22 protein-coding genes are annotated in these 25,563 nt (G+C 39.9%); 11 read left to right on the forward strand and 11 right to left on the reverse strand.

The features are described 5' to 3' along the window. From BUR11_RS03040 to BUR11_RS03050, 3 genes are all read right to left on the reverse strand, one after another. Entirely contained in the window at positions 1–1,506 is a 1,506-nt protein-coding gene (locus BUR11_RS03040; protein ID WP_074223345.1) for a DUF1501 domain-containing protein, read from the reverse strand. A 1-nt stretch (position 1,507) separates the two neighbouring features. Beyond that, positions 1,508–4,246 carry a DUF1553 domain-containing protein gene (locus BUR11_RS03045; RefSeq protein WP_074223346.1) on the reverse strand — a complete coding sequence of 913 codons (2,739 nt, stop codon included), beginning with the start codon at positions 4,244–4,246 and terminating at the stop codon, positions 1,508–1,510. 121 nt (positions 4,247–4,367) lie between these two features. Then, the gene (locus tag BUR11_RS03050; protein WP_074223347.1) at positions 4,368–5,315 is read right to left on the reverse strand and encodes an NAD-dependent epimerase/dehydratase family protein; all 948 of its coding nucleotides are present in this window, start codon (positions 5,313–5,315) and stop codon (positions 4,368–4,370) included. 153 nt (positions 5,316–5,468) lie between these two features. Between BUR11_RS03050 and kbl the strand changes: the two genes are divergently transcribed. Further along, the gene (kbl, locus tag BUR11_RS03055) at positions 5,469–6,665 is read left to right on the forward strand and encodes a glycine C-acetyltransferase (protein WP_074223348.1); all 1,197 of its coding nucleotides are present in this window, start codon (positions 5,469–5,471) and stop codon (positions 6,663–6,665) included. A gap of 109 nt (positions 6,666–6,774) precedes the next feature. On the opposite strand, the gene BUR11_RS03060 is transcribed toward kbl, so the two are convergent. From BUR11_RS03060 to folP, 3 genes are all read right to left on the reverse strand, one after another. Beyond that, entirely contained in the window at positions 6,775–7,497 is a 723-nt protein-coding gene (locus BUR11_RS03060; RefSeq protein WP_084560850.1) for a DUF5715 family protein, read from the reverse strand. Positions 7,498–7,832: 335 nt separating this feature from the next. After that, entirely contained in the window at positions 7,833–8,711 is an 879-nt protein-coding gene (gene cdaA, locus BUR11_RS03065; RefSeq protein WP_143185816.1) for a diadenylate cyclase CdaA, read from the reverse strand. Next, entirely contained in the window at positions 8,708–9,589 is an 882-nt protein-coding gene (gene folP / locus BUR11_RS03070; protein ID WP_074223349.1) for a dihydropteroate synthase, read from the reverse strand. Before folP ends, cdaA begins: the two co-directional genes overlap by 4 nt. 16 nt (positions 9,590–9,605) lie before the next feature. Between folP and BUR11_RS03075 the strand changes: the two genes are divergently transcribed. From BUR11_RS03075 to BUR11_RS03085, 3 genes are read left to right on the forward strand one after another with little or no spacing between them, the layout of a single operon-like run. Beyond that, the gene (locus BUR11_RS03075; RefSeq protein WP_074223350.1) at positions 9,606–10,154 is read left to right on the forward strand and encodes a DUF1599 domain-containing protein; all 549 of its coding nucleotides are present in this window, start codon (positions 9,606–9,608) and stop codon (positions 10,152–10,154) included. Beyond that, positions 10,147–11,247, forward strand: coding sequence for a BT_3928 family protein (locus tag BUR11_RS03080; RefSeq protein ID WP_074223351.1), 1,101 nt, complete (start codon positions 10,147–10,149; stop codon positions 11,245–11,247). Before BUR11_RS03075 ends, BUR11_RS03080 begins: the two co-directional genes overlap by 8 nt. Beyond that, positions 11,244–11,780, forward strand: coding sequence for a shikimate kinase (locus BUR11_RS03085; RefSeq protein ID WP_074223352.1), 537 nt, complete (start codon positions 11,244–11,246; stop codon positions 11,778–11,780). Before BUR11_RS03080 ends, BUR11_RS03085 begins: the two co-directional genes overlap by 4 nt. Here the strand turns inward: BUR11_RS03085 and BUR11_RS03090 are convergent. Then, positions 11,763–13,274 carry an OmpP1/FadL family transporter gene (locus BUR11_RS03090; RefSeq protein ID WP_074223353.1) on the reverse strand — a complete coding sequence of 504 codons (1,512 nt, stop codon included), beginning with the start codon at positions 13,272–13,274 and terminating at the stop codon, positions 11,763–11,765. The two genes, BUR11_RS03085 and BUR11_RS03090, sit on opposite strands and share 18 nt — an antisense overlap. A gap of 74 nt (positions 13,275–13,348) precedes the next feature. Then, positions 13,349–14,704 (reverse strand): hypothetical protein, encoded by a 1,356-nt coding sequence (locus BUR11_RS03095; RefSeq protein ID WP_074223354.1) that lies wholly within the window; start codon positions 14,702–14,704, stop codon positions 13,349–13,351. Positions 14,705–14,826: 122 nt separating this feature from the next. Here BUR11_RS03095 and proS point away from each other — a divergent pair, with 122 nt between their 5' ends. The 3 genes from proS (at position 14,827) to floA (ending at position 17,871) form a co-directional block, all read left to right on the forward strand. After that, on the forward strand, positions 14,827–16,308 hold the full coding sequence (gene proS / locus BUR11_RS03100) for a proline--tRNA ligase (RefSeq protein ID WP_074223355.1): 1,482 nt from the start codon (positions 14,827–14,829) through the stop codon (positions 16,306–16,308). Between the two features lie 89 nt (positions 16,309–16,397). Beyond that, positions 16,398–16,862: an NfeD family protein gene (locus tag BUR11_RS03105; protein WP_074223356.1), complete on the forward strand. Its 465-nt coding sequence runs from the start codon at positions 16,398–16,400 to the stop codon at positions 16,860–16,862. 1 nt (position 16,863) lies between these two features. After that, a complete protein-coding gene (floA, locus tag BUR11_RS03110; RefSeq protein ID WP_074223357.1) occupies positions 16,864–17,871 on the forward strand; it encodes a flotillin-like protein FloA in 1,008 nt (335 codons plus the stop codon). 65 nt (positions 17,872–17,936) lie between these two features. Here floA and BUR11_RS03115 read toward each other — a convergent pair whose 3' ends face one another. The 3 genes from BUR11_RS03115 to BUR11_RS03125 all read right to left on the reverse strand — a co-directional run bounded on the left by BUR11_RS03115 (position 17,937) and on the right by BUR11_RS03125 (position 22,830). Beyond that, entirely contained in the window at positions 17,937–19,499 is a 1,563-nt protein-coding gene (locus BUR11_RS03115) for a WG repeat-containing protein (RefSeq protein ID WP_074223358.1), read from the reverse strand. Between the two features lie 95 nt (positions 19,500–19,594). Beyond that, on the reverse strand, positions 19,595–20,863 hold the full coding sequence (gene hemA, locus BUR11_RS03120; RefSeq protein WP_074223359.1) for a glutamyl-tRNA reductase: 1,269 nt from the start codon (positions 20,861–20,863) through the stop codon (positions 19,595–19,597). Positions 20,864–21,147: 284 nt separating this feature from the next. Further along, complete coding sequence (locus BUR11_RS03125) at positions 21,148–22,830, reverse strand: amidohydrolase (protein ID WP_074223360.1); 1,683 nt, start codon at positions 22,828–22,830, stop codon at positions 21,148–21,150. An 8-nt stretch (positions 22,831–22,838) separates the two neighbouring features. On the opposite strand from BUR11_RS03125, the gene BUR11_RS03130 reads away from it, so the two are divergent. The 4 genes from BUR11_RS03130 to BUR11_RS03145 all read left to right on the forward strand — a co-directional run bounded on the left by BUR11_RS03130 (position 22,839) and on the right by BUR11_RS03145 (position 25,535). After that, positions 22,839–23,312, forward strand: a complete 474-nt coding sequence (locus tag BUR11_RS03130; RefSeq protein WP_084560851.1) for a type I restriction enzyme HsdR N-terminal domain-containing protein — start codon at positions 22,839–22,841, stop codon at positions 23,310–23,312. A 61-nt stretch (positions 23,313–23,373) separates the two neighbouring features. Further along, positions 23,374–24,087: a Crp/Fnr family transcriptional regulator gene (locus BUR11_RS03135; RefSeq protein ID WP_074223361.1), complete on the forward strand. Its 714-nt coding sequence runs from the start codon at positions 23,374–23,376 to the stop codon at positions 24,085–24,087. Positions 24,088–24,183: 96 nt separating this feature from the next. After that, positions 24,184–24,639, forward strand: a complete 456-nt coding sequence (locus tag BUR11_RS03140) for a rhodanese-like domain-containing protein (protein WP_074223362.1) — start codon at positions 24,184–24,186, stop codon at positions 24,637–24,639. 83 nt (positions 24,640–24,722) lie between these two features. Next, on the forward strand, positions 24,723–25,535 hold the full coding sequence (locus tag BUR11_RS03145) for a DUF547 domain-containing protein (RefSeq protein ID WP_074225092.1): 813 nt from the start codon (positions 24,723–24,725) through the stop codon (positions 25,533–25,535). Positions 25,536–25,563: the final 28 nt, after the last annotated feature.

Here is a 25,563-nt window from a genome sequence, read left to right on the forward strand (position 1 = left end):
TTATGCTAAAATTTTTCTGATTAATTCGCCTTCTACATCGGTGAGTCTGAAGGGCCTTCCCTGGAATTCGTAGGTAAATTGCTCATGGTCAAAACCCATTAAATGCAGGATGGTCGCATGAATATCATGTACGGACACCTGTTCGCCTATCCCAGAGAACCCAAAGTCATCGGTCAGTCCATAACTGGCTCCTTTCTTGATTCCGCCACCTGCCATCCACATGGTAAAGGCATCACCATGGTGATCTCTGCCCAAAAAGCTTTGGGTTTTTCCTTCACGGTTTTCCTGCATGGGAGTCCTCCCAAATTCACCACCCCATACCACCAAGGTATCTTCCAGTAACCCTCTTTGTTTTAGATCCAGAAGAAGTGCAGACATGGGACGGTCAATCTCTCTACACTTATTTCTAAGCCCCATATCGATGGAACCGTCATGATCAGTACCATGCGTATCCCAGCCCCAATCGTAAAGCTGAACAAAGCGAACTCCCTTTTCCACCAGTTTTCTGGCCAACAAGCAATTATTGGCAAAAGACTCTGTACCGGGTTTGGTTCCATACAGGTCATGAATGTACTCAGGTTCATCATTGATGTTCATTACCTCAGGTACCTCAATCTGCATCCGGTAAGCCATCTCGTATTGATTGATTCTAGCTAGAATCTCAGGGTCTCCATAATTTGTGAATTCCTCTTTATTGACCTTGTTGATGGCAGAAATCAAGTTCTTCTTCATATCCCTGGACATTCCATCCGGGTCTTGAAGGTAAAGTACTGGATCGCCCTTGGATCTACATTGAACACCTTGGTAAACGGATGGGAGGAATCCACTTCCCCAAACACTCTTTCCGGCATCGGGGGTTTTTCCTCCTGAGGTCAATACCACAAAACCGGGTAAGTTTTGATTTTCTGTACCTAACCCATAGGTTACCCAGCTACCTAAACTTGGACGGCCTAATCTTGGGCTTCCTGTCTGCATGAAAAGTTGGGCAGGACCATGATTGAATTGATCGGTATGGACTGCCTTTAAGAAGGCTACCTTATCTACCACTTTGGAGAAGTGAGGTAAGAAATCAGATACCCAGGCCCCTGATTCTCCATGTTGTGCAAAGTTGGCTTGAGGTCCCAATAAGTTCGGAACCCCGCGGATAAATGCAAATGTTCTTCCTTCTAATAAGGATTCCGGGCAGGGTTGGTTATGGTATTTTGCCAACTCAGGCTTGTAGTCAAATAACTCCAATTGCGAAGGGGCTCCTGCCATATGTAGATAAATAATCGATTTGGCTTTCCCTCCATATGGAGGAGGTAATGGAGCTAATGGATTTAAATCCCGCTGGCTTAGATCAAGGCCGCCAGATTGTTTGGCAGTATCTGTGCTGCAACCAAACATCAAAGGTGCGAGTGCCAAACCTCCCATTTTACTAACACAATCCATTAGAAAATGTCGTCTGGTTTGCCTTTCCAGCTTTTGCTGGGTCAGCTCGTTTAATAACTTTTCGACTTGTTTCATATTAAGGTTTGGTTAGGAATTCATCCAAATTCAATAAGGCGTTCGCCACTACGGCCATGGCTGCCAGTTCAGGGGTGGTCTCCACATCCTCTAATTTTATAAAGGCATGCATGGCCGCGGTATCTTTTTTAAACTCCTGGTAAGAACTTTCATACAAAGAGGTCAAGGCATCTAGTTTCTGATCACTGATAGGACTTAGCATCAATTGCTCATACCCGAAAGCGATTGCTTTAGAAGGGTTTGAATCTTTGGCCTTCATGATTTTACCCAAATTTGCAGCAGCTTCTAAATAGACTGGATCGTTTAGCGTCACCAAGGCTTGGAGAGGGGTATTGGTGACGATTCTTCTACTTAGACACACCTCTCGACTTCCTGCATCAAAAGTGATGAAAGAAGGGTAGGGGCTTGTTCTTTTGATGAACGTGTAAATCCCTCTTCTATATTTATCTTCTCCTTCCGCTTCGGTCCAGGATTCTCCGTTATAAACGGTCTGCCAAATTCCCTCCGGTTGAGGAGGTTTCACGCTTGGCCCAAACATTTTAGGGGAAAGTAATCCAGCTACTGCCAACGATTGATCGCGAATTTGCTCCGCACTCAAACGCACTCTAGGCCCTCGGGCATACCATTTGTTTTGAGGATCTATCGAATAAAGAGCCGGAGAAACCACCGAACTTTGCCTGTAGGTTCTGGAAGTGACGATTTCCCGGATGAGTTTTTTCATACTCCAGTCATATTCGTTCATCGTGACCCAAGCCAGGTAATCCAAAAGTTCAGGATGGGAAGGAGGGTCAGACTGTGTGCCCATGTCTTCTAAGGTGCTGACCAAACCTCTTCCAAATAGTTGATCCCAAATTCGATTTACAAATGTTCTGGAGGTTAATGGGTTTTCCTTATCCGTCAACCAATACGCAAATCCCAGTCTGTTTTTGGGCCATTCCTCTTTCCATGGATTCAACTCATCAGGGGTGTTTGGATTGACCTTGTCTCCAAGCACCAACCAATTCCCACGTTCGAAAACTCGGGTTTCTCGCTTCATGTAATCCGGATTTTCGATCAGGATCGGAAGCTTCGTTCCTTTGAATTTCAGTAAGTCTTCCCAGGTTTCTTGAATGGGTTTATATCCATCTTTTTCTTTTCCCGGAAGGGTAGGGACAAATGCAAACCAAACTATGGCAGAAGTATTTTGCTGGGGTTTGGCATTTGGGCTAACCACCGAAATATATAAATCATTGATTCCATGAATTGGCTTAAAAGGAAATGCTGAGATGATTTCCCCATTCGTTTTATTAATAGTGAAGGTACTCAGGACTTCTCCTTCAGGACCGTCTTTTTGTATGGTTATTTTACTTCCATCAATTCCTGTCCGGTAATTCATTAGTAATTGATCTGACCCTTGCGTATCAATATTCCTCAGATAAGCAGATCCTCCAGGCCACATGCCCAGCCATTTGGTATCGATCAATTCAGCTTTGTCAAAATCCGTCGCAATATGGGCCTCATATTTTGGCTCAAAAAAGGTTAAGAAGTCCTTTCTTTTTCTTGCCTCTTCAGCTCCTTGTAAATCCTGTACCCAATTCACAATATTCGCTACATCAATTTTTTCCTCATCTGAATAAAATCGGAGTTTCGGCTCTTCGTCATGGGTGTCTTCATCACGGGTATTATTGAAAAAAGCGGCAGATTCATAAAACTCCTCCTGCCTGATAGGATCGTAAGGATGGCTATGACATTGTACACAGGCCATGGTGGTACTTTGCCATACTTCATAGGTGGTATTTAGTCGATCCAATACGGCAGAAACTCTAAATTCCTCATCTTGCGTTCCGCCTTCATCATTATTCATGGTGTTTCGATGGAAGGCAGTAGCTGTTAATTGCTCAGTGGTTGGGTTAGGCAATAGATCACCTGCCAATTGTTCAATGGTAAACTCATCAAAAGGTTTATCCCTGTTGAACGAATTGATTACATAGTCCCGGAAAGGCCATAGGGTTCTTGAAACATCCCGCTCATATCCTTTGGTATCAGCATACCTTGCCAAATCCAGCCACCAGCTTGCCCAATTTTCTCCATAAGTAGGTTGCTCCAATAAATAATCGACTGCCTCCTCGTAGGAGATCTTTCCATTCTCATAAAGTGTCACCAATGAATCGGAAGGAGGTAGGCCAGTAATGTCTAAGGAAACTCTCCGTAAAAGTTTGTTAGGGTTTTCTTCTTGAGAAAATTCCAAATTGAGTTCTTCCAGCTTTTCCTCTACAAAAAAGTCGATTGGACTGGAATTTGAAATGGTGTGTTCCGATCCTACGCCAGCTTCCAGTTTGATTTCTTGGGCAGCAGGCTCTTGCACCGGTTCATAGGCCCAATGTTTTCCCCATTTCGCACCCTGTTTAATCCAAGATTTAAGCAAATCAATTTCTTCTTGAGAAAGAGGTGCCTTTTCATAGGGCATCCTAAGTTCAGGGTCAGATTCCGTCAGTCTTTTAATTAATTCACTGTTGTTTGGGTCTCCAGGAATGATCGCGGGATGACCAGATTCTGTCGCTGCTAATGCCTCATTTTCAAACAATACACTAAATCCACCACTTTTTTTTACACCACCATGACAGGAGATGCAGTGTTTGTTCAAGATGGGTTTGATTTGGGTACTAAAATCTACTTCCTGTGACTTTCCAAAGAGAAGAAATCCCATTACGGCCAGGATGACCGCTGTAGAAAGAAGTAATATGATCCGATTGTTTGACATGGGTTTAATGCTGAATCGAAAAATAGTTATTTTAAAACTACTTCAAAAATCAAGTGCCTTTTCAGATCAAAATAGGCCAAAAAAAAGACTTGAAAGGAATGTTTCAAGTCTTTTGAGTTTCTTAAAAAGAAAAATTTGGAAGGTTCTCCAAGATGTCTTTTGTCATTTTGTCCAGATCATAGTCAGGTTTCCAACCCCAGTCCTTTTGGGCTGGGCTGTCATCGATGCTATCCGGCCAGGAATCGGCAATTGCTTGTCTGAAATCTGGATTGTATTCAATTTCAAAGTTAGGATAATGCTTCAAAATACTTTGGTAGATGTCTTTTGGAGCAAAGCTGATCGCAGAAAGATTATAGCTGGACCTTATTTTAACTGATTCTGAAGGGGCATGCATGAGGTCCAAAGTGGCTTTGATGGCATCAGGCATATACATCATAGGAAGGTAACTGTCTTCTCTCAGGAAGCAATTGAATTTTTCACCTGCAATAGCTTTATGATAAATATCCACTGCATAGTCGGTAGTTCCACCTCCCGGTAAAGATTTGTATCCAATCAACCCAGGGTACCTCAGGCTTCTTACGTCCACATGGTATTTTTGGAAATAATACTCACACCATCTTTCGCCCGCCTGCTTAGAGATCCCATAAACGGTATTGGGTTCTTTTACACAATATTGAGGGGTATTGATTTTGGGAGTGTTTGGACCGAATACTGCAATGGAAGAAGGCCAATAAACTTTATCCAATTTAAATTCTCGAGCCATTTCCAATACAAAAAGCAGGCTGTCCATATTTAAATCCCAGGCAAACAATGGTTTTTTCTCCCCTGTAGCGGAAAGTACTGCTGCTAAGTGATAAATCTGCTTTACATTCTCCTTCTTAATCAAATCTTTCGCAGCTTCCTGATCCATAATATCAAGCACTTCAAACCGGCAATAATCAAACTTGGATTTTGCTGCTTCATTTAAGTCTGTGGCGATAACTTGCTCACCACCATATAGTTCGCTTAGAGATTTTGTCAGTTCGGAACCAAGTTGTCCTGCAGCTCCGATTACAAGGATTTTTTCCATTTTAAATTCTTTCAAAAAACACCCAAAGCCCTGCTTTAGGTTTTTGTTTATATTTGGGAATGCGATGGCAAAAGTAAGAAAAATCTAAAGTCTTGCAGGACTTTTTGACTGATGGCTAAAGAAAGTATTTGAACTATTAATTCATAACTACAAATGTACGACAGATTAAAACCCAAATTGGTTGAAGAACTAAAAGGTATCGAGGAAGCTGGACTATTTAAAAAGGAAAGAATAATCACCTCTCCACAATCTGCAGAAATCACGATAGCAGGTGGGCAGAAAGTATTGAATTTTTGTGCCAATAATTATTTAGGGCTTTCTTCTCATCCAAAGGTGATTGAAGCTGCTAAGGATGCGATCGATACCCATGGTTTCGGGATGTCTTCCGTACGATTTATTTGTGGAACCCAAGACATTCATAAAGAATTGGAAAAGAAGATTTCCGAGTTCTTGGGAACAGAGGACACTATTTTATACGCAGCAGCATTTGATGCAAATGGAGGGGTATTCGAACCCATTTTAGGTCCAGAGGATGCCATTATTTCAGATGCCCTAAATCACGCTTCCATCATAGATGGCGTCAGATTATGTAAGGCAATGAGGTTTAGGTATCAGCATAATGACATGGAGGATCTTGAAGCTCAATTGAAGGATGCAGATGCAAAGGGAGCAAAGCAAAAAATAATTGTGACGGATGGCGTATTCTCCATGGATGGTACCATTGCGCAACTGGATAAGATAGTTGCCTTGGCAGAAAAATACGAAGCCTTGGTGATGTCTGATGAGTGTCATTCTACAGGTTTTATGGGAAAAACCGGAAGAGGGGTGCATGAGCATTGCAATGTCATGGGCAAAATTGACATCATTACAGGGACTTTGGGTAAAGCCTTGGGTGGTGCATCTGGAGGATTTACTTCTGGACGAAAGGAGATTATTGAGTTGTTGAGACAGAGATCCAGACCATATTTGTTTTCCAATACCTTAGCTCCATCCATTACCGGAGCTTCCATTGCAGTCTTTGATTTGTTGACCGAAACGACCGCACTTAGAGATAAGTTGGAAGAAAATACCACCTATTTCCGTGAGAAAATGACTGCTGCGGGATTCGATATTAAGCCGGGAACCCACCCGATCGTACCAGTCATGTTATATGATGCAGTACTTTCCCAAAAAATGGCAGAAAAGCTTCTTAAAAAGGGCATCTATGTGATAGGTTTCTATTATCCTGTAGTACCTAAAGGGCAGGCTAGAATCCGTGTTCAGATTTCTGCAGGTCATGAAAAGCAACATTTGGATCAAGCAATTGCGGCCTTTACGGAGGTAGGAAAAGAATTGGGAGTGATCAAGTAAGCTTAGCTTACTTTCAGGACTCTTTTGAAGAGTACTTAATTGAAAAAAGCCGGGTTTCTTAGGAAGATTCCCGGCTTATTTTTTTTGAATTAGTAGATATTTCGAGGCGTCACCTTACGGTCACATGGTAGCATCGCTGTTTTCTCTCTTTGAGGTAAAAGATTTTACCGGCTTTCTGGAATTCCTCCAAAACCTGTTCTAGTTTTTTCTGTGATTTTCTACTCCAGTTTTTCTTACCATTGAATCGGATGTAGGAAATATCAAAGGATGCACCATAGGAATGCGAGCTGTTTCCATTGGTTGCATTACTGTTTCTTCTTCTCAAGCTTTTTTGCTGTTTGGGAGTTCGGGTAACAGAGGTAAGCGTGAAATAGCTGTCAGATTCCATAATGGTTTGAAATGCCACTCCAATTTCCTCCAGGACTGCCTTAGAATAAGGAGTAATATAAGGGTGACTATGCGTTAATTTCATTACCTCATAGCCGGATCCCTTATCGATAAGCACTAGTTTTTCTTCCTCAATAAGTTTTTTGAAATGATCTTCGTCCTCAATTAACCCAAACCCATTATGTTCCGCTGCAAACAGGTGTTTGTCATATTCTTTGGTAACTTCCTTAGGAATCGGAGGGACTACTCTAAGTTCGGGCAATTCAACCTCGATGGCTTCAGGCATTTCAGGCTTTTCTTCCTTCGGGGCTGCTATCGTAGTAAGGGTAGTATAGGTGTCTTTTAATTGCTGTTTCAACTCTGGCATATAACCTTGTGTTGCCAGTGCACCTGCCGAAAAAAGTATGAAAAAAAAGGCTAGGTGAATGAAAGACGGTTTTTTCATAGGTGAAGTAAACTTGATTCCTTTTTAACTTTTTGTTAGTGACGATGAATGGAGCGAAGCAAAGATTAAACCAATCTAATGCTAGTCTGTATAGGTTGTACCAGAATGGCGTTTAATCTGACTTTCGAGCAAAGTAATGTTTAATTTTCTAACGAAAAATCCCAGAATAAATTTTTCTGTGGGCAATAAGAGTTTATAAAAGGCAAATTCATAGTTGAATTCTCTTGATTGGACCCGTGAGCGAGTAGGCAAGCACCCTTTCAAAAATATCGATACCTGGATTTTTTGCAGTATGTTTTCCAAAAGAAAAGGCAAACTATTCAGCTTGCCTTGGTTTAAGATGACTTACTGGTCATGGCCATTTTTCGTCTTTTTTTCAATTCATACTCTTCAATATCTTCAAATCTTGAATCCACATCCTCATTGTTCAGGTAGTCGTTGATGGTTTCCCGGACTTCCTGAAAAGACATGTTATGAAGAATTTTTCCGTTTTTTGCCATGGATAATTGCCCAGTTTCTTCGGAAACGATCAGGATCAAAGTGTCTGTTGCTTCCGACATGCCTATACCGGCTCTATGTCTTAATCCAAATTGAGCAGGTACTTCTCTTTCTGTTACTGGAAGAATACAACGAGCAGCTTTGATTTTACCGTTGTAAATGATCACTGCCCCATCATGGAGAGGACTGTATTTGTTGAAAATAGAAATCAGTAAGCGTTTAGAAAGGTCTGCATCCAAAATATCACCACTTTCTGCATAGAATTTCAATTCTGTACTTTTTGAAATAACCATCAATGCACCGGTATTACTTCCGGCCAAGGTTTTGGAAGCGTCTATGATTGGGCTGATATTGAAAACTGAGTTTTCTCGTTTTCTCCAGAAAAACAGAAGGTCTTTCCACATATTATCATCCGAGAGAAAAGAAGATCTGCCGATGAGCAGGAGGAATTTTCTGATTTCTGGTGCGAAAATGATAATGGCTGCAATCACACCGACTCCCATAAATTGACCTAAGATGGCGGAAAGTAGCTCCATTCTCAAAGCTCTCACCAATAGATAAATCAGGTAAATGGATAGGAACCCTAAAAATATTTTGATGGCCACACTACCCTTCAACAATTTATAAACCTGATATAATAGCGCAGCTACCAGCGCAATATCTATCATATTGACGATGGAGATGTCCAAAAATCCTATTTTAAATAAAAATGTCAAGGGTAAATTGTGTGGTATAATTTTAATGTTTCTTTTGCTTCTTTAACGTCATGTACTCTAAGTAAGTTTGCACCTTGACAAAGAGCAAACATATTTAAAGCAGTAGTCCCATTTAATGCATCATCCGCATTAATTTCAAGGGTTTTGTAAATCATTGACTTACGAGAGATTCCTACCAAAATAGGAGATGATAAACGTTGAAATTGCTTTAAATTTTTCAGCAAAAAATAATTCTGTTCAATCGTTTTTGCAAATCCAAAGCCTGGATCAATTATTACATCTTTAATGCCAAACTTTTTAAATTGTTCCTGTTTTTCAGCGAAATAATTCAATATTTCCGCTAAAATATCAGAATAATTTGTTAGTTCATGCATATTCGATGGATTTCCACGCATATGCATTGCGATATAAGGAACTTTTAACTTTCCTACCGTCGGAATCATTTCGGGATCTAAATCACCTGATGAAATATCATTTACGATATGGGCACCAGAACCGATTGCCTGAAGGGCAACATTTGCGCGAAAAGTGTCCACGGAAAGTAAGATGTCTGGGAAATTCTTAGAGATCCATTCTACCGCAGGCACCACCCTGTTAATTTCTTCCTCCTCAGAAACTTCTGCTGCACCAGGTCTTGTACTATAACCGCCAATGTCTAAAATGTCAGCTCCTTCGGAAATTAGTTTTTCAACTTGTCTAGCAAAGTCATTTGAAGTAAAATTGGCTCTGCTTTTTCCAAAAAATGAATCAGGGGTTACATTTAATATACCCATAATTTTTGGACTATTCCAAACTTGGAGCCGTCCGTTAAATTGAAATGTATATTTTTGGGGAAATACTCTATCTTCGAATGAAGAAACTCCCGTAACAGGAAACATTAAACTAGAATAAAATTTGGAGACGCTAACTAGCAACGAATATACACAAGTTATCAGCCGTTGTAAAGAATTATTTCGTAAGAAAACCATTGATTATGGGACGGCTTGGAGGATCTTAAGACTTTCTTCTATCACCGATCAAATTTTCATCAAAGCCCAGCGAATTCGTTCCATTCAAGAGAAAGGGAGTCAAAAAGTAAATGATCCTATCGTGGATGAGTTTGTGGGGATTATCAACTATTGCCTCATCGCTTTGCTTCAAATCAGTTTTTCTGAAGACAAGCGGATGGAAATACCTTTTGAGGATCTGGAACCGGTTTATGATAAGTGGGTCAGTGAGACCAAAGGTTTGTTGGAAAACAAAAACCATGATTATGGAGAGGCTTGGCGGGAAATGAGAGTCAGTTCCATGACTGATATTGTATTAATGAAGCTTTTGCGTGTCAAACAAATTGAAGACAACGAGGGCCAAACTTTAGTTTCTGAAGGAATAGAAGCTAATTACCAGGATATGATAAATTACTCAGTATTTTGTTTGATTAAACTAGGATATCACCATGATTAAAGATGGCTTTCTTTGGGTTCTTCGTCTGTTAGTAGGAGGGCTTTTTATTTTTTCAGGATTAATAAAGGTAAATGACCCAGTGGGTACCTCCATTAAACTGGAAGAATATTTTGATGTTTTTTCAAATGATATTGCGGGCTTTTTTGCCGTATTTGAACCATTTGCTCTTGAAATAGGAGTGTTTTTAGTGGTATTAGAGGTGGCCTTGGGGGTGATGTTGATTTTGGGGGTGAAAAGTAAGTATACAGTTTGGGCATTGGGTCTCATGATCTTGTTTTTTACATTTCTCACTTTTTATTCAGCTTATTTCAATAAGGTCACTGATTGTGGATGTTTTGGGGATGCTATCAAATTGACACCTTGGGAATCATTCTACAAGGATATTATCCTGTTGGTCTTGATTACTATATTATTCATTTTTCAAGCAGACTTGCCTAAGAGCTCAGCCAAATGGGCAAATGTAACAGTGCTAGTAGTCGTTGTTTCTTCTTTGATTCTATCCATTTTAGCGATTAGGAACCTTCCATTTATAGATTTTAGAGCCTATAAGGTAGGTGTAAATATTCCGAAGGCCATGGAGCCTTCAGCTCCTTTGTTGTATTCCTATGTGATGAAGAAAGATGGCCAAACAGTAGTGATGGATCAATATCCTTCCGATGAAAGCTACGAGTTTGTGGAAATGAACTTGAAGAATCCTGAGAGTCTTCCTAAAATCTCTGATTTTGCTGTTTGGAATGAAAATGGGGACTATTCTTCTGAAATGTTTGCGGGCAACAAAGTGGTGATTTTAGTGAGTAGTATGCCCAAAATGGATGATTCAAATCTGGAGGAGATCGATGAGTTGGTACAAAGTTTAAATGGCTCTCCTTTAGAGGTGGTCTTTGTAGCAGCAGCCACGGAGGAAGAGATAACTACTTTGATAAAAGAAAGAGGATGGGGGATCACGGGTCTTCAAGCAGATGCTACTGTGGTGAAAACAATTATTCGGTCGAATCCCGGAATCATGGTATTAAAAGATGGAGAAGTATTAGGTAAATACCATCATAACAATACCCCTTCTGCGGAAGAGGTGATTGATCTTTATGTAAAATGACAAAAGAGCTTAAAGTTGTTTTGGTAGGATTGCCTGGTTCAGGGAAAAGCACCTTTGGAAGGCAACTTGCTGCGGTGTTGGATTTTCCATACTATGATTTGGATTCATTGATTGAATCAACTTATAAAATGAAAATCCCCGAAATTTTCAAATCTTACGGAGAAGGGCAGTTTCGGGAATGGGAGACTGAATCATTGAAAAAAATATTGGAGGCCCAAGAATCCTACGTACTAGCTTCTGGAGGAGGATGTCCTTGCTTCAATGACAACATGGAGCTGATCAATGAGCATGCAGTTTCTGTATACTTAGATGTGCCGATAGGGGAGATTTCAAATAGGTTAGGAGTATCCAAAATCCAAAACAGGCCTATGTTTCAGGATTTAGACCGGGAAGAAATTGTAATGAAGCTAAAAAGCTTACTCACCGATCGGGAATATTTTTATAACCAGGCAAAAATAAAGCTCAGCGGAGAAGAGTTTTCCGCTGAGCTTCTAATGTCTGAATTGATCAGCTTGTTAAAAACTAAATCCTAGGGTTAGCATTCCTGTAAAGATTCTGTTTTCAAGTTCAGTAACCGGTCCAATGTTATTGTTTTGTCCATCTAACACCTGATAGCTGGAATATAAACCGTTAGCCTTTTGGCTAATCAAGGCCATGTCAATGGTAAACTTGTTGAATTTGGCTCCAACACCGCCGCTGATTTGATTGGTACTACGGTCAAAGTCTGAATTGGCAATTGGGTCTCCATAAAAAGCATATCCACCTCTTAAACGTAAGACATCTAATCGAACTTCAGCTCCCAGCCTATAGTTTAAAGTGCTGGTATAAAGCGTACTGATTACTTGATTGTCAGGTCCCTCGTCAAAATCTCTACTTTTGATGGTAGAGTTGCTGTAATCGACAAAGTCCACATCTGCAGAAATAAATCCATTTTTTCCTAAGAAGAAGGTAGCTCCTGCTCCGATCTTTAAAGGAGTGTTTAGGTTGTAAGATCCTAAAATATAATCTGACAATGCATCTACTTCTCCCAAGACAATGTCTTCAGGCTCATATTCGTAGTTGTCATAGTTGGCGTACATACTCGCTTCATATTCCTCATTTAAGGCATACCAGGTAGGTGTTTGGAAGGTGAACCCTAGGTTCAAGTAGTCAATGGGTTTATAAATCAATCCAAGATTTAGGTTGATTCCAGAACCGTTGATATAAAGCCTTTCGGTCAGTGAGGAGTTAATTAATGGTCCATCAGGGAATTCTTCATTGTAAGTTTTAATGGAGGTAAAATTCAAGTTCCTTATTCCTAGAGAACCGCCCACAAATACCTTATGATTAAAATTAGCGCCATAACTGAAGGATATTTGGTTGGAGCTTCCTTCTTGTCTGATGTTCTCATCTTGAAAAGGAAAGCCAGTTACAAAAGAATCATAGGTACTAGGGTCATTAATTACATTTCCATCCTCATCAAAAAACACAGGATTGATTTGATAGGTAGAATATGCCAAGCCTGTCAATCCAAAGGATTCAATTTGACTTTCACGGATTCCATTTGCATCCTGTAAGTAAAAATCAATGATAGAAGTATTCCCTAGTTGATCAGAAAAGAATCCATATTCTGTATTGAAATTGGCGATTCTTTGAATGCTGATGCCGAATGCCCCTCCTTTAAATGCTCCTCTACTTAAGCCTTCTTTTGGATTGGCCATTACATAACTAAGGTTCGGGAGATTGAAATTCGTGGTGTTATAGGATTTTTGTTGATTTAAATAATTGGTATTGACTTTCCAGTCAGAGTATCCTAATGAGATACTTGCTTCTGAAGTTCTGAAAAATCCTAAACCTGCGGGGTTACCAGCAATGTTGGACACATCTCCTCCAAGAGACCACTGTGTTCCTCCAATAGCCATTACTCTGGATGAACCTGCTGGTTTAACATGGCTGAATCTATATGCATCCTCATAATATCCACTTTGCCCAAAAGCTAAATTGGATGTAAATAATACGACAAAGAAAATAAAGGGAGTTAGCCTCATTGAATCAATAATTTGTTTTATAGATAACGGATGGGGTAATAAATTGTGACATTTTGGTCAAAAAAAAAGGGGAATTAATTTCCCCTTCCTCCTCTGGATGATGATCCACGGGAGACACTGCCTCCGCTGCTTCTCGAACCTCCAGTGCTAATTCCGCTACCTGAACTTCTGCTTGGAGTGCTAAAAGTTCTAGTATTTGTATTTCTAGATGGTGAAGACATTCTTGAAGGAGAGGTTCTATAAGATGGAGTTCTACCTGCAGGAATATTGCTTCTATTGTAGGAAGGACTAGCTGATCTATTGTAAGAAGGGCTAGTGCTTCTATATGTTCTTGAATTTCTACTTGGGCTGTTATAATAAGGATTAGAAGATCTAGAATTGGTTCCAGAATAACTTGGTCTTGCTGAAGGCATTGCACTTCTAGACCTTGTAGCACTTCTGGTAACTGCTGGAGAACTTACATTTCTAGTGGTTCCTACCCTCGTTCTACCATTGGTGTAGTAATCATTTTTAGAGCTGCTAAATTGTCTGGAAGCAGATCTGGTGTTATTTCCTGAAACTAAACTTCTATTGGTAGGAGAATTGATTGCCTCTCTTCTTGCTTGTGCTCTTGAAGTGCTAGGAAGAATTGCAGAGCTTCTGGATCTTGAATTAGCAGTTGCTAAACCAGCTCCTCTGGTTCCTCTAGAACCTCTCACTACTCTTCTATCCCCGTATTCACTACCAGGTAAGATGTAAATAGGTCTATTGTAACCATATCCTGGGAAACCATATCCTGGATATCCATAAACTGGATAACCAAATCCATACATCGGATAACCAAATCCTGGATAACCCCAACCAAGACCTAAACTAGGACCCCAGCCCCACATGGAGCCAAATCCAAATCCGATTCCAAAACCTAAGCTAAATCCTGGTCTGAATCCATAGGATGGAAACATTCCCGGCATGTAGAATGGATCATAGAATCCCATTCCCCAGGGACTAAATCCTCCCATGAAGCCAAGGTTAAAAGAAATAGATGGATTGAAACCTGATCCAAAGGATGAGGTATTTGAATTATTTACTCTAAAATCATCGTAGGCATTAATATCACCTTCTCCGGCGGAAGCAATTCCTTCGTCAAAATAAACCATGTCATTGGATGCAGTATCCTCTGTTGCAGAATATCTCGCGATATACTCAGGGTTTACATTTCGAGTACTGAAATTTTCACCTTGATAGGTTTCGGTATTTAGAGAACCTAAACTTTCAAAAGACTCAGGATTATTGTTCTGCACAGCGAATTCAGTCGCAATTCTTGCGTCTGAAGCCATGAAATACAAATTATCCTGTTCTCCTCCAGTACTTGCTAGTCTATTTGTACTACAAGCACTGATCGCAAAGGCTCCCAGAATTACAGATGATGTTAATAATGAAATTTTCTTCATGGTCGAAGTTAGATTGTTACTTTCTTATACGGTCTTAAAAGTGAAGGGTTATACTTTTTACTTTATATTTGCCATGCTCAATTTAGCAAAATTAAGGACAAAAAGTATCTGAATCAATTATAATGAGTAAAGGACTACCTAAGAGAAGTGAAGATTATTCACTTTGGTACAACGAATTAGTTAAAAAAGCTGACTTGGCAGAGAATTCTGCAGTAAGGGGCTGTATGGTAATCAAACCTTATGGCTATTCTATTTGGGAGAAAATGCAGGCTGAATTGGATCGAATGTTCAAAGAAACTGGACATACCAATGCCTATTTCCCATTATTTATCCCGAAATCTTATTTGAGTAAAGAAGCCAGCCACGTAGAAGGTTTTGCCAAGGAATGCGCTGTCGTAACCCACTATAGATTAAAGAATGCGGAAGATGGTAGTGGTGTGATTGTGGATCCAGAAGCGAAGTTGGAAGAAGAACTGATCGTTAGACCTACTTCTGAAACCGTGATTTGGAGTACCTATAAAAATTGGATACAGTCTTACCGTGATTTACCTCTGTTAGTGAATCAGTGGGCCAATGTGGTAAGATGGGAAATGAGGACTCGATTATTCTTAAGGACAGCAGAGTTTTTATGGCAAGAAGGACATACCGCACATGCCACCGCGGAAGAAGCAAAAGCCGAAACCATGCAGATGATGAATGTGTATGCACAATTCGCAGAGGAATTTATGGCACTACCAGTGGTGAGAGGAAGAAAATCTGCGAATGAACGATTTGCTGGTGCAGATGATACTCTTTGTATTGAAGCGATGATGCAGGACGGAAAGGCATTGCAAGCAGGAACCTCCCATTTCCTGGGACAAAACTTTGCGAAAGCTTTTGATGTGAAATTTGCTACCAAAGAAGGTGGGTTGGAATATGTGTGGGGAACTTCCTGGGGGGTAAGTACTCGATTAATGGGAGCATTGATCATGGCGCATTCTGATGACAACGGATTGGTGTTGCCTCCAAAATTGGCTCCAATCCAAGTGGTGATTATTCCAATCTATAGAAAAGACGAGGAATTCGAAGCGATTTCGGAAAAGGCCAATGAAATCATGGCTGAGTTGAGAAAAGCAGGGATTTCTGTGAAGTATGATCATAGAGATACGCATAAGCCAGGCTTTAAATTTGCCGAATACGAATTAAAAGGGGTTCCTTTAAGAATTGCCATCGGGCCTAGAGATTTGGAAAACGGAACGATTGAAATTGCCCGTAGGGATAATTTGACCAAATCACAATTTGAATTGGCATCTCAACCTATAGCTGAGAAAATCGGGGGAATGTTAGAAGAAATTCAAGAATCTATTTATTCCAAAGCTTATAAATTCAGGGAAGAAAAAACGACTGAAGTAAATTCTTGGGAAGAATTTAAAGAAGTATTGGAGAATAAAGGAGGATTTGTTTCTGCCCATTGGGATGGAACTCCAGAGACCGAAGATAAAATTAAAGAATTGACCAAGGCGACTATTAGGTGTATTCCTTTAAATAGGAAAGAGGAGGCCGGAACCTGTGTGTTGACAGGAAAGCCTTCTGAAGGTAGAGTATATTTCGCCAAAGCTTATTAATGAGAAACCCGGAATTTTCCGGGTTTTTTTATGTTAATTGACTACTCTAATCAGGATTCTCGTATTTTAGGATTCTAGTTCAGCACGTGATGACAATACTAATTTTATCCACTTTACTACTAATAGGCTTAATCTTGATGGTTGCGGAAGTCCTATTTGTTCCCGGTACTACCGTGGTAGGTGTATTTGGGCTGATTGTAAGTGCTGCAGGAATTATTTATGCATTCGTATCTTTTGATGCTGGGACGGCATGGTGGATCTCAGGAATTGCTGTGATTTTAAATTTACTGGCTATTGTATACAGCTTTAGATCAGGAGTATGGAACAAATTTTCTCTTAAAACAACCAACCAAGGGCGTGCTTTTGACGGAAGGACTGAAGGATTACAAGTAGGAATGCCAGGAAAAGCGATTTCAGATTTGAAACCTTTTGGAAAAGCATCTTTTGGAGTAGAAGAGAAAGTTTATGAAGTGAAATCTGAGTCTGGTTTTATTGAAGTAGGCAAAGTGATCACCATTATAAAAATTGAAAACAATCAAATTTTAGTTAAATAACATGGATCCAAATAGCTCATTGTTTATCCTGGTTGCTGCGGTAGCAGGAATCATTTTACTTTTCATCTTTCTTTATTTTGTACCGGTTAATCTTTGGATTACTGCTCAGTTCTCCAACGTTCGAGTGGGGTTACTAGAGCTAGTTGGAATGAGAATTAGAAAAGTACCACCAAGTGTAGTGGTGAATTCTTTGATTACTGCAACGAAAGCCGGTCTGGAACTTACCACCAATGATTTGGAAACGCATTTCTTAGCCGGCGGGAATGTGCCAAATGTCATAAGAGCCTTAATTTCCGCGGATAAAGCCAATATCAATCTATCTTTTAAACAGGCAACCGCGATTGACTTGGCTGGAAGGGATGTTTTCGAAGCCGTTCAGATTTCCGTGAATCCCAAAGTGATCAATACTCCAAATGTAGCTGCTGTGGCTGCAGATGGGATTCAACTGATCGCAAAAGCAAGGGTGACTGTTCGTGCCAATATTGCGCAATTGGTAGGTGGTGCAGGAGAGGAGACCATTTTGGCAAGGGTAGGGGAAGGGATTGTAACTTCCATAGGATCTGCCTCCAATCATAAAAGTGTATTGGAAAATCCTGATAAAATTTCCAAGCTGGTTTTAGAGAGAGGTTTGGATGCAGGAACCGCCTTTGAAATCCTTTCCATTGATATTGCTGATATTGACGTAGGAACCAACATTGGGGCGAAACTTCAAATCGATCAGGCATCTGCAGACTTAAAGGTAGCGGAAGCAAAAGCAGAAGAAAGAAGAGCTATGGCGGTAGCTTTGGAGCAAGAGATGAAAGCCAAAAATGTGGAAATGCGTGCGAAAGTAGTGGAAGCAGAAGCAGAGGTGCCAAAGGCTTTAGCAGAAGCTTTCAGAAGTGGTCAATTGGGGGTAATGGACTATTACCGCATGGAAAATATTAAATCAGATACTTCCATGAGAGATTCCATCGCCAAATCAGATACTGACTCAAAAGATTCTGGAAAAGGGAAATCTGATAAATAGAATTCCCTATAAAGTAAAAGCCCCAATGAATTTTTTTCATTGGGGCTTTTTGCTTTTTTGGAACACTACTTTTTGCTTTTTTTCTTCCCACTTGTTTCCGGCTCAATGACCAACACTGGTTCATAGAGGTTTTTAGTCAAGATTTTTCCGCTTCCGGAATCAATCAATACATCTTCAAAAGCCAATGGGAGGAGAACCTCTCCTGAGTCTGATAGCAGTCCAGTTTTTCCATCTTTTTGAACCACGATTAAGTCCCTTTGAGCACGATGTACACGATCAAATTCAATTGGGATTAATTCTTTGCCAGCTGGATCCAGAATACCTGATTTATTTGCTTTTTCTACAATGAAATATCCGTCATTGGTTCGAAGAACCTGATCGAAGGCTTCTTGATTGACTACCTCACCAAGAGCATTCAAGAGATAGAATTGATCCTTGGATCTAGCAATGGAAAAACCTTTCTTGAATGGCTTTATTTCATCCCAAGATGTATTTCCTAAAACTTCTCCGTTTGCTTTTATGATCCCCCATTTTCCTCCTTTCTTAAATCCTGCCAAGGATTCTGAAAATAGGGTCAAGTCTTCATATTGCGGTTGAATGATCCATTCCCCCATAGAGTTCACAAAGCCAACAGAACCTTCTTTCAAAGCTGGAAAAAGTCCGTTCGATCCCATTTGTATTCTTTCTAATGGAGCATTGGGTCGAACTAGCCATCCTCCTTTGCCTAGCAAACCTAAATTGCCATCTCTGAATCTAATATTGTAGAGGTCCTCGCCAATTCTTGTTACTTCTTCCATACCCACGGCATCCAACAGAATTCCGCCCTCTTTCATGACCCTGCGAAGCTTCCCATGGATGTATTCGAGCATCAATCCATCTTCTAAAGTGATTCTATGATAGGAGTTATACCGAACATTGGCTTTCATGTCATTACCTTCAATCAATAAAAATTGATTGTCCTCAAAACCAAAATAGAAATTCCCTTTGTTGTGCTTCAGTTCATCAATTACCGGGTCAAGTACATAATCGCCTTCCCGGTTGATTAATCCATATCCTGTATCTTCTTTTGCCAGAAGGAAGTCCCCTTCGGATTCTTCCAATAACTGAAATGATTTTTGGCCTGCATTGGATAAAGGGATAAAATATTCGTCTCCGATTTGGGTAACGAGCATCCCTGTTTTTGTGAAAAAAGCCTGATCCAACCTGCCCAGAGGGGTAGTTTTTCCATTACCTCGTTCAAAAACCCAGTACTTATTTCCTTTTCTTGCCAGCAATAAGTTGAAGTAAGTTTGAATTTCGTCATATTCTAAAGGAAGTACTTGCTGACCGTATTCATGAAAAGCACCTATCCCATTGGGCCCTTTTACCAAAATCCATGGTTCAAGGTATTGGTATACTTCGGTTCCCTGCAGAGAAACAGCAGGAGTGAGATCGGCTGATAATAAACTTAAAACAGAGTCTTTTTTACCAATCCTGACGGTCTCACTCAACAGTTCCACCTGATCGTAAAGGAGTCTTTTTTGCAATCTGTACTCATCATCATACACCTCCCAAGTTTGGGAAAAGGTAGATTGCCTGGAGCAAATTGTGATAATAAATAAAACGATTACAAACTTGATTGCTTTCATTTGTTATGGAGCAGAATTTTTGAATAGGGCTCAAATATAAAATGACCAAAGGTTTTTACAATCCTTTGGTCATTTCTCTTTAGGTGTTTAGTAAATTACTTTTTTGTGTTTTCCTTGTCAAGGTCAAAAAGATCAGAAATGAATTCGATCATCTCTTCTGCTTGATCTCGCTGACAGGCCGCTCTCAGTTGAACCACAGGTACTTTCAGGATTTTCTGCATCATGCTTTTGGTGATCTTGTCAATCACTGCATATTCTTTTTCATCTGCATTTTTCAAATACCTGCTTAACTCCTCCAATCGGATTTGCTCAAGAGTCTGCTTTAATTTATTGATGGTAGGAGAGACCATCATTTCTTTTTTCCAATTGTAAAACTCTTCGATGCTTTCCTCAATGATGCTTTCTACAAGAGGTACTGCAGCCAATCTTTTTTCTAAAGCTTCTGAAGTTTTACTTCGAATATTATCTACGTTATACAAGATCACCCCTGGTACATCCTCTACACTGGTTTCGATACTTCTAGGAACGGAAAGATCTACTAATAATTTGTAACTGGGAATGTCGAAAGATTTAATGAGCTCTTTGGTGATAAAAGGCTCGTTTTTCATGATCGAACAAACGATTACATCGGCCTCTTCCATAGCTTCGAAACAATTCTCAAAAGGAATGACCTCAAATCCCAAAGGTGCTGCAATTTCCTCTGCTTTGGAAAGGGTTCTATTGGTTACCTTCACTTTAGCATTAGGAAGATACACCATGTTTTTGGCAACATCTTCACCAATCTCTCCAACTCCGATCAATAAAATTCTAGGCTGGTAAGTATTAGAGGTCAGGCTTTCGATTAATTCAATCGCCGCGTAAGAGAGAGATGCGGCACCTTCTCTAAATCCGGTTTCCTGTACAATTCTTTTATTGGTAAAGAAGACCGTGTGCATCAATCGATGAAGGAATGGTCCGGCCATTTCTAAATCTGCAGATGCCTGATACGCTCTTTTTACCTGATTGGAAATCTGAATATCTCCCACTACCTGTGCTTCCAATCCCATGGAAACCCGGAACAAATGAGCAATCGCTGCTCTATCATTATTGTAGATCTGGAAATATTCTAAGTAATGGACTACGTCAGGAAGACCTTTTTCAAGCCCAATCAATTTGATGATTTCTGTACTCAAGTCAAGATCATGACTGTAATACACCTCAGTTCTGTTACAGGTAGAAAGTATCAGTACATCATTCAAACTGAAGAAATCCTTCAATTTCAATAATGTTCGCTGTATTTCCTGATCGCTGAGAGCGATAATCTCTCGAATCTGGACGGGGGCGGTCTTATGTGATAAACTTAATGCTCTGAACTTGATTTGCATAGGGACAAGTCTTACAACGCAAATTTAAATACAATAGGCATGTAATTGGCTTTTTTGCCTTGCGAAATTCCAATTTGGAATCTATCTAAATAACAATTGTCTAGATATTGCAAATGTCATGAATTTTGAATTAAGATGCCAATATTCTAAAATTATACCTCATAGACAGCATCTATTATTTCAGGCGATCCTATTTATTTTTTTTGAAAGGCAGTATATATGATGGACCCAAATCCTATTGGGGTTTTCTGATAAAGTGCCCGGAGGGTTCTTTTTCTTGCTCCTTATTTAGTGTTTTGATAGACGACTGCTCCTCCAATGACGGTTCTATCTATGGGGAGTTCTCTCAGGTTTTTAGCATCTTCGACCATGATGTCTTTTTCCATGATTACCAAATCGGCTAATTTTCCAACTTCAATACTTCCCTTTAAATTTTCTTCAAAATTTGCATAGGCCGCCCAAATGGTCATTCCCTTTAAGGCAGCTTCTCTAGTTAGTTTGTTTTCTATTTGGAAACCTTCATCCGGCCAATTGTTTTTATCTTTTCTGGCAACCGCGGCATGGAAACCATATAGAGGATTGATGAACTCTACAGGGAAATCACTTCCTAAAGCAATCATTCCATTTTGGTCCAACAGCTCATTGAAAATATAGGCATGCTTGATTCGATCCGGGCCTAAACGTTGTTCCGCCCAATACATGTCTGAAGTGGCATGGGTGGGTTGCACCGATGGAATAATGCTGTATTCGGCAAATTTGGACACATCTTCTGGGTTTACCACTTGTGCATGTTCAATTCTCCAGCGTAAGTCATTCTTTCCTTTTAAAACATCGGCATAAATATTCAGTAGGGTTCTATTCGCTGAATCTCCAATGCAATGGGTATTCATTTGGAATCCATGCTCATACATTTTTGCAGCCAAATCTTTGAAATCATCCTCCGTACTCAACAAAAAACCTGTCTGATCCGGTTTGTCAGAATATGGTTTTAATAAGGCTGCACCTCTGGACCCTAAAGCCCCATCTCCATAGATTTTAAAACTTCTTACCGTTAATTGCTCGTCTTGATAGATTCCTTTTTCAAAATAATAGTCCATGTTTTCCGCTGTTGGATTGACCATGGCATAAATCCTCATTTTCAATAAAGAATCCTGATGAAGTTGTTGGTATAATTCAATGGTTTCCCGATCTAGCCCAGCATCCACCACAGAGGTAAGACCTACTGCAAAACAATTTTCCTGAGCAGACAGCAAGGCTTTTCTGGCTTGTTCCGCAGTAGTTTTTGGAATTTTGGTACTTACTAAATCAATAGCATTGTCTACGAGTACCCCAGTTGGTTTTCCATTTTCTAAGATCACACTTCCGCCAAGCATTTTTGTCTGAGAAGTGATTCCACCCATTGACAATGCTTTTTGGTTTACTAAAGCAGCATGCCCATCAATTCTGGTTAGGAGAACAGGGGTGTTTGGGAAGAGCTCGTCCAGTTTTTCCCGGGTAGGGAACTCTTGCCCCTCCCATAGGTTTTGATCCCAGCCTCTTCCTAAAATCCAGGGTTCATCTGGATTGGCCTCCGCATAGTTTTTTACTCGTTGGATCAGTTCCTCATAACTTTTTGCCCCCACTAAGTCTACCACACGAAGTCCCTCAGCATATCTATTAAAGTGGGTATGGGCATCAATGAAGCCTGGGTAAACCGACTTTCCTTTAAGATCCACCTTTTCTGCCGCATCATATCCTCCTAGGATTTCGTCACTGGATCCAACGGCAAGAAATTTCCCGTCTTTGATCGCAAGCGCTTCGCTTATTTCAAATTTGGAGTTGACCGTATAAATCGTTCCATCAAAGTAGATGACGTCCGCCTGGATTTTTGGGGATTGGCAAGAAGCCAAAACAAACAATCCACTTAGGATAGAGGTAGTGAAGAACTTTGTGAAGAACTTTAATTTTGACTGAGGATTTATGTACATATTTGTTTATGAATCAGAGAATGGACCGTGTTCAATTACCAAATCTCAATCTTCCGCCCATTGAGCCAAAGCTTCAAGAAATGGATGGGAAATTAGGGATTTTTGATAGTCTCCGAAAGAAGTATTTGATATTAACTCCAGAAGAATGGGTTCGACAGCATTGGATTAACTTTTTAATAAATCAATTGGGCTATTCCAAAGGTCTGATCGCTTTAGAAAAAGGCTTGGTTTATAATAAACTTCAAAAAAGAACTGATTTGGTCGTTTGGGACAAAGATGGAGATCCGTTTCTCCTCGTAGAATGTAAGGCACCAAAGGTGAAGTTGACTCAAAAAACCATGGAGCAAGCATGCCTTTATCATCAAAAAATCAAAGCTAAATTTTTGATTATTTCAAATGGATTAAACCACATTTGTTTGGAATGGGATGTGATATCTAAGAAATTTCATCAATTGAAATCCATTCCAGAACCTCCGAAATAGCAGGGATTCTTATGATATATGTCAGTCTTTTTATAAATTTCACCCAAATAATTAGCCGATTATGAGTGGTCAATCTGGAAATACACCCTGTGAGCTTTGTGCAAGTAGAAAATTATCTCTTTTTGCCGATTTGCCTGAGCAGCACGTTTGCACCATTTCGGATAACAAAAACCTGATTTCTCATAAGAAAGGCCAGATTCTTTATTATGAAGGAACCAAGCCATTGGGTATTTTTTGTATCAATTCGGGAGTAGTTAAAGTTTATAAAACTGCTTCCAATGGAAAAGAACAAATCATTCACCTATCTCAGAAAGGGGACTTCTTAGGTTATTCTGCACTGCTTGGGGAGGAGAATTATACCAACTCTGCCATGATCGTTGAAGATGCTAAAATCTGTTTCATTCCGAAAGAGGCTTTTTTGACTACATTATTCAGCAATACTCCATTTTTTAAAAGAATCACGAAGGCACTCAGCCATGAGCTTGGAGTCATGGAAGAAAAATTGACAGATGCCACACAGAAAAGTATCAGGGAAAGATTAGCTTTTGTCCTGCTTCAATTGGGAAGCTGCTATGGTGTGGAAGGGGGAGAAAGCCAGAAAATTGATTTGGTTTTGAGCCGGGAGGAGATTGCAAGTATGGTAGGAACGGCAACCGAATCTGTGATTCGTTTACTTTCCGAGTTCAAGAAAGACAATTTAATTGCTTTGGAAGGCAAGCGTATTGTCATTAAAGACCGAAGAGGTTTGGCTAGATTGTCAGATTTTTACGCATAATATGAACCCTTGGGGATGCTCCTAAGTTTCATCATTATGACAGCCTCGAAACGAATACCGTTTTATCTTCCAAAAATATTCCTATTCACTTTGGTGATGTTTCTATCCCTAAGTGCAAATGGTCAATCCATCGCCTATAAGGCATTATTGAGCTCTTTTTATGATCCTGAATTCCCGGTGTTAAAGCCAGCTGAAATCAAAGACCTGTCAGCGTTTCAGGTGGTAGATTCTAGAGAAAAAGAAGAATTTGAAGTTTCCCATTTAAAGGGAGCCCATTGGGTGGGGTATGATTCGTTTGAACTAGCCAATGTGAAAAATTTGGATAAAGAAAAGCCAGTATTAGTGTATTGTACGGTAGGGGCTAGATCTCAGGATATTGGAGAAAAGTTGAAGGCCAACGGGTTCAAAGAAGTCTACAATCTATATGGAGGGATTATCCATTGGTCGAATGAGGGCTTTCCACTTTATCATGAAGGAAAAGCTACGCAAAAAGTACATACCTATTCCAGAAGCTGGGGAATCTGGCTCAATAAAGGAGAGAAAGTCTATTGAAAGAAATCTGTCAGGTGGACGACATAACTACTTTTTGACTGATCTTTGACTGGAACGGACCGTATGAGATGAAAAACGACATCATGAAGAGCATTAAAAACTATTTATTGGCCGGCTTGGCATTTTTCTCCTTAGCCTGCCAAAGTTCAAATTCGGAAGGATCGAATGGTAATAAAAAATCAGCAGAAAGACCCTTAACATCCTCAGAGGAAGTTAAAGTCCCTGACCATCAAGATTGGGATGAACTCTTAAAAAAACATGTGGATGCAAAGGGGATGGTGGATTATGAGGGGTTTGTATCTGACCAATCCAAACTCAACTCCTACCTTCAGACTTTAAGTGATAACCCACCCGACAAAGCGACTTGGTCCAAAGAAGAGCAATTGGTCTATTGGATTAATGCCTATAATGGGTTTACTGTTAAATTGATCGTAGATAATTACCCTACCAATAGTATAAAGGACTTAGGGCCTGTTTTAAAAATTCCAATGATCAGCGATGTATGGCATTATAAATTCTTTGAGATAGGTGGGGAGGAGTTCAACCTGGATGAAATTGAGCATGGCATTTTAAGGAAAGAATTTGAGGAACCAAGAATTCATTTTGCGGTGAACTGCGCTTCTATATCATGCCCACCTCTTTTGAATGAGGCATTCACCGTTTCAAAACTTGAGGAGCAACTCAATCAACAAGCCATTGCATTTATAAACGATGGAGTAAGAAATAAAATCACCAAAAATTCTATTCAGATTTCCTCGATCTTTTCATGGTTTAAGGGAGATTTCACAAATGATGGCAGTTTAATTGATTTTTTGAATCAATACAGCCGAGTGAAAATTGATAAGAATGCAAAAATCAGTTACTTAGATTACGATTGGAATCTCAATAAGCAGTAATGGAGGATTTTAGATTCAGTTAATAGTT

This window comes from Algoriphagus halophilus (genome assembly GCF_900129785.1).
Classification (GTDB): Bacteria; Bacteroidota; Bacteroidia; order Cytophagales; family Cyclobacteriaceae; genus Algoriphagus; species Algoriphagus halophilus.

Coding starts and splice junctions, on each gene's coding strand:
- BUR11_RS03060 (WP_084560850.1), bottom strand. CDS start 7,497: ATGAAAAAACCGTCTTTCATTCACCTAGCCTTTTTTTTCATACTTTTT.
- BUR11_RS03125 (WP_074223360.1), bottom strand. CDS start 22,830: ATGTACATAAATCCTCAGTCAAAATTAAAGTTCTTCACAAAGTTCTTC.
- proS (WP_074223355.1), top strand. CDS start 14,827: ATGAGTAAAGGACTACCTAAGAGAAGTGAAGATTATTCACTTTGGTAC.
- BUR11_RS03085 (WP_074223352.1), top strand. CDS start 11,244: ATGACAAAAGAGCTTAAAGTTGTTTTGGTAGGATTGCCTGGTTCAGGG.
- BUR11_RS03090 (WP_074223353.1), bottom strand. CDS start 13,274: ATGAGGCTAACTCCCTTTATTTTCTTTGTCGTATTATTTACATCCAAT.
- BUR11_RS03045 (WP_074223346.1), bottom strand. CDS start 4,246: ATGTCAAACAATCGGATCATATTACTTCTTTCTACAGCGGTCATCCTG.
- BUR11_RS03040 (WP_074223345.1), bottom strand. CDS start 1,506: ATGAAACAAGTCGAAAAGTTATTAAACGAGCTGACCCAGCAAAAGCTG.
- BUR11_RS03140 (WP_074223362.1), top strand. CDS start 24,184: ATGTTTCTATCCCTAAGTGCAAATGGTCAATCCATCGCCTATAAGGCA.
- BUR11_RS03105 (WP_074223356.1), top strand. CDS start 16,398: ATGACAATACTAATTTTATCCACTTTACTACTAATAGGCTTAATCTTG.
- BUR11_RS03050 (WP_074223347.1), bottom strand. CDS start 5,315: ATGGAAAAAATCCTTGTAATCGGAGCTGCAGGACAACTTGGTTCCGAA.
- hemA (WP_074223359.1), bottom strand. CDS start 20,863: ATGCAAATCAAGTTCAGAGCATTAAGTTTATCACATAAGACCGCCCCC.
- BUR11_RS03130 (WP_084560851.1), top strand. CDS start 22,839: ATGAATCAGAGAATGGACCGTGTTCAATTACCAAATCTCAATCTTCCG.
- BUR11_RS03115 (WP_074223358.1), bottom strand. CDS start 19,499: ATGAAAGCAATCAAGTTTGTAATCGTTTTATTTATTATCACAATTTGC.
- BUR11_RS03135 (WP_074223361.1), top strand. CDS start 23,374: ATGAGTGGTCAATCTGGAAATACACCCTGTGAGCTTTGTGCAAGTAGA.
- BUR11_RS03145 (WP_074225092.1), top strand. CDS start 24,723: ATGAAGAGCATTAAAAACTATTTATTGGCCGGCTTGGCATTTTTCTCC.
- kbl (WP_074223348.1), top strand. CDS start 5,469: ATGTACGACAGATTAAAACCCAAATTGGTTGAAGAACTAAAAGGTATC.
- folP (WP_074223349.1), bottom strand. CDS start 9,589: ATGTTTCCTGTTACGGGAGTTTCTTCATTCGAAGATAGAGTATTTCCC.
- BUR11_RS03095 (WP_074223354.1), bottom strand. CDS start 14,704: ATGAAGAAAATTTCATTATTAACATCATCTGTAATTCTGGGAGCCTTT.
- BUR11_RS03080 (WP_074223351.1), top strand. CDS start 10,147: ATGATTAAAGATGGCTTTCTTTGGGTTCTTCGTCTGTTAGTAGGAGGG.
- floA (WP_074223357.1), top strand. CDS start 16,864: ATGGATCCAAATAGCTCATTGTTTATCCTGGTTGCTGCGGTAGCAGGA.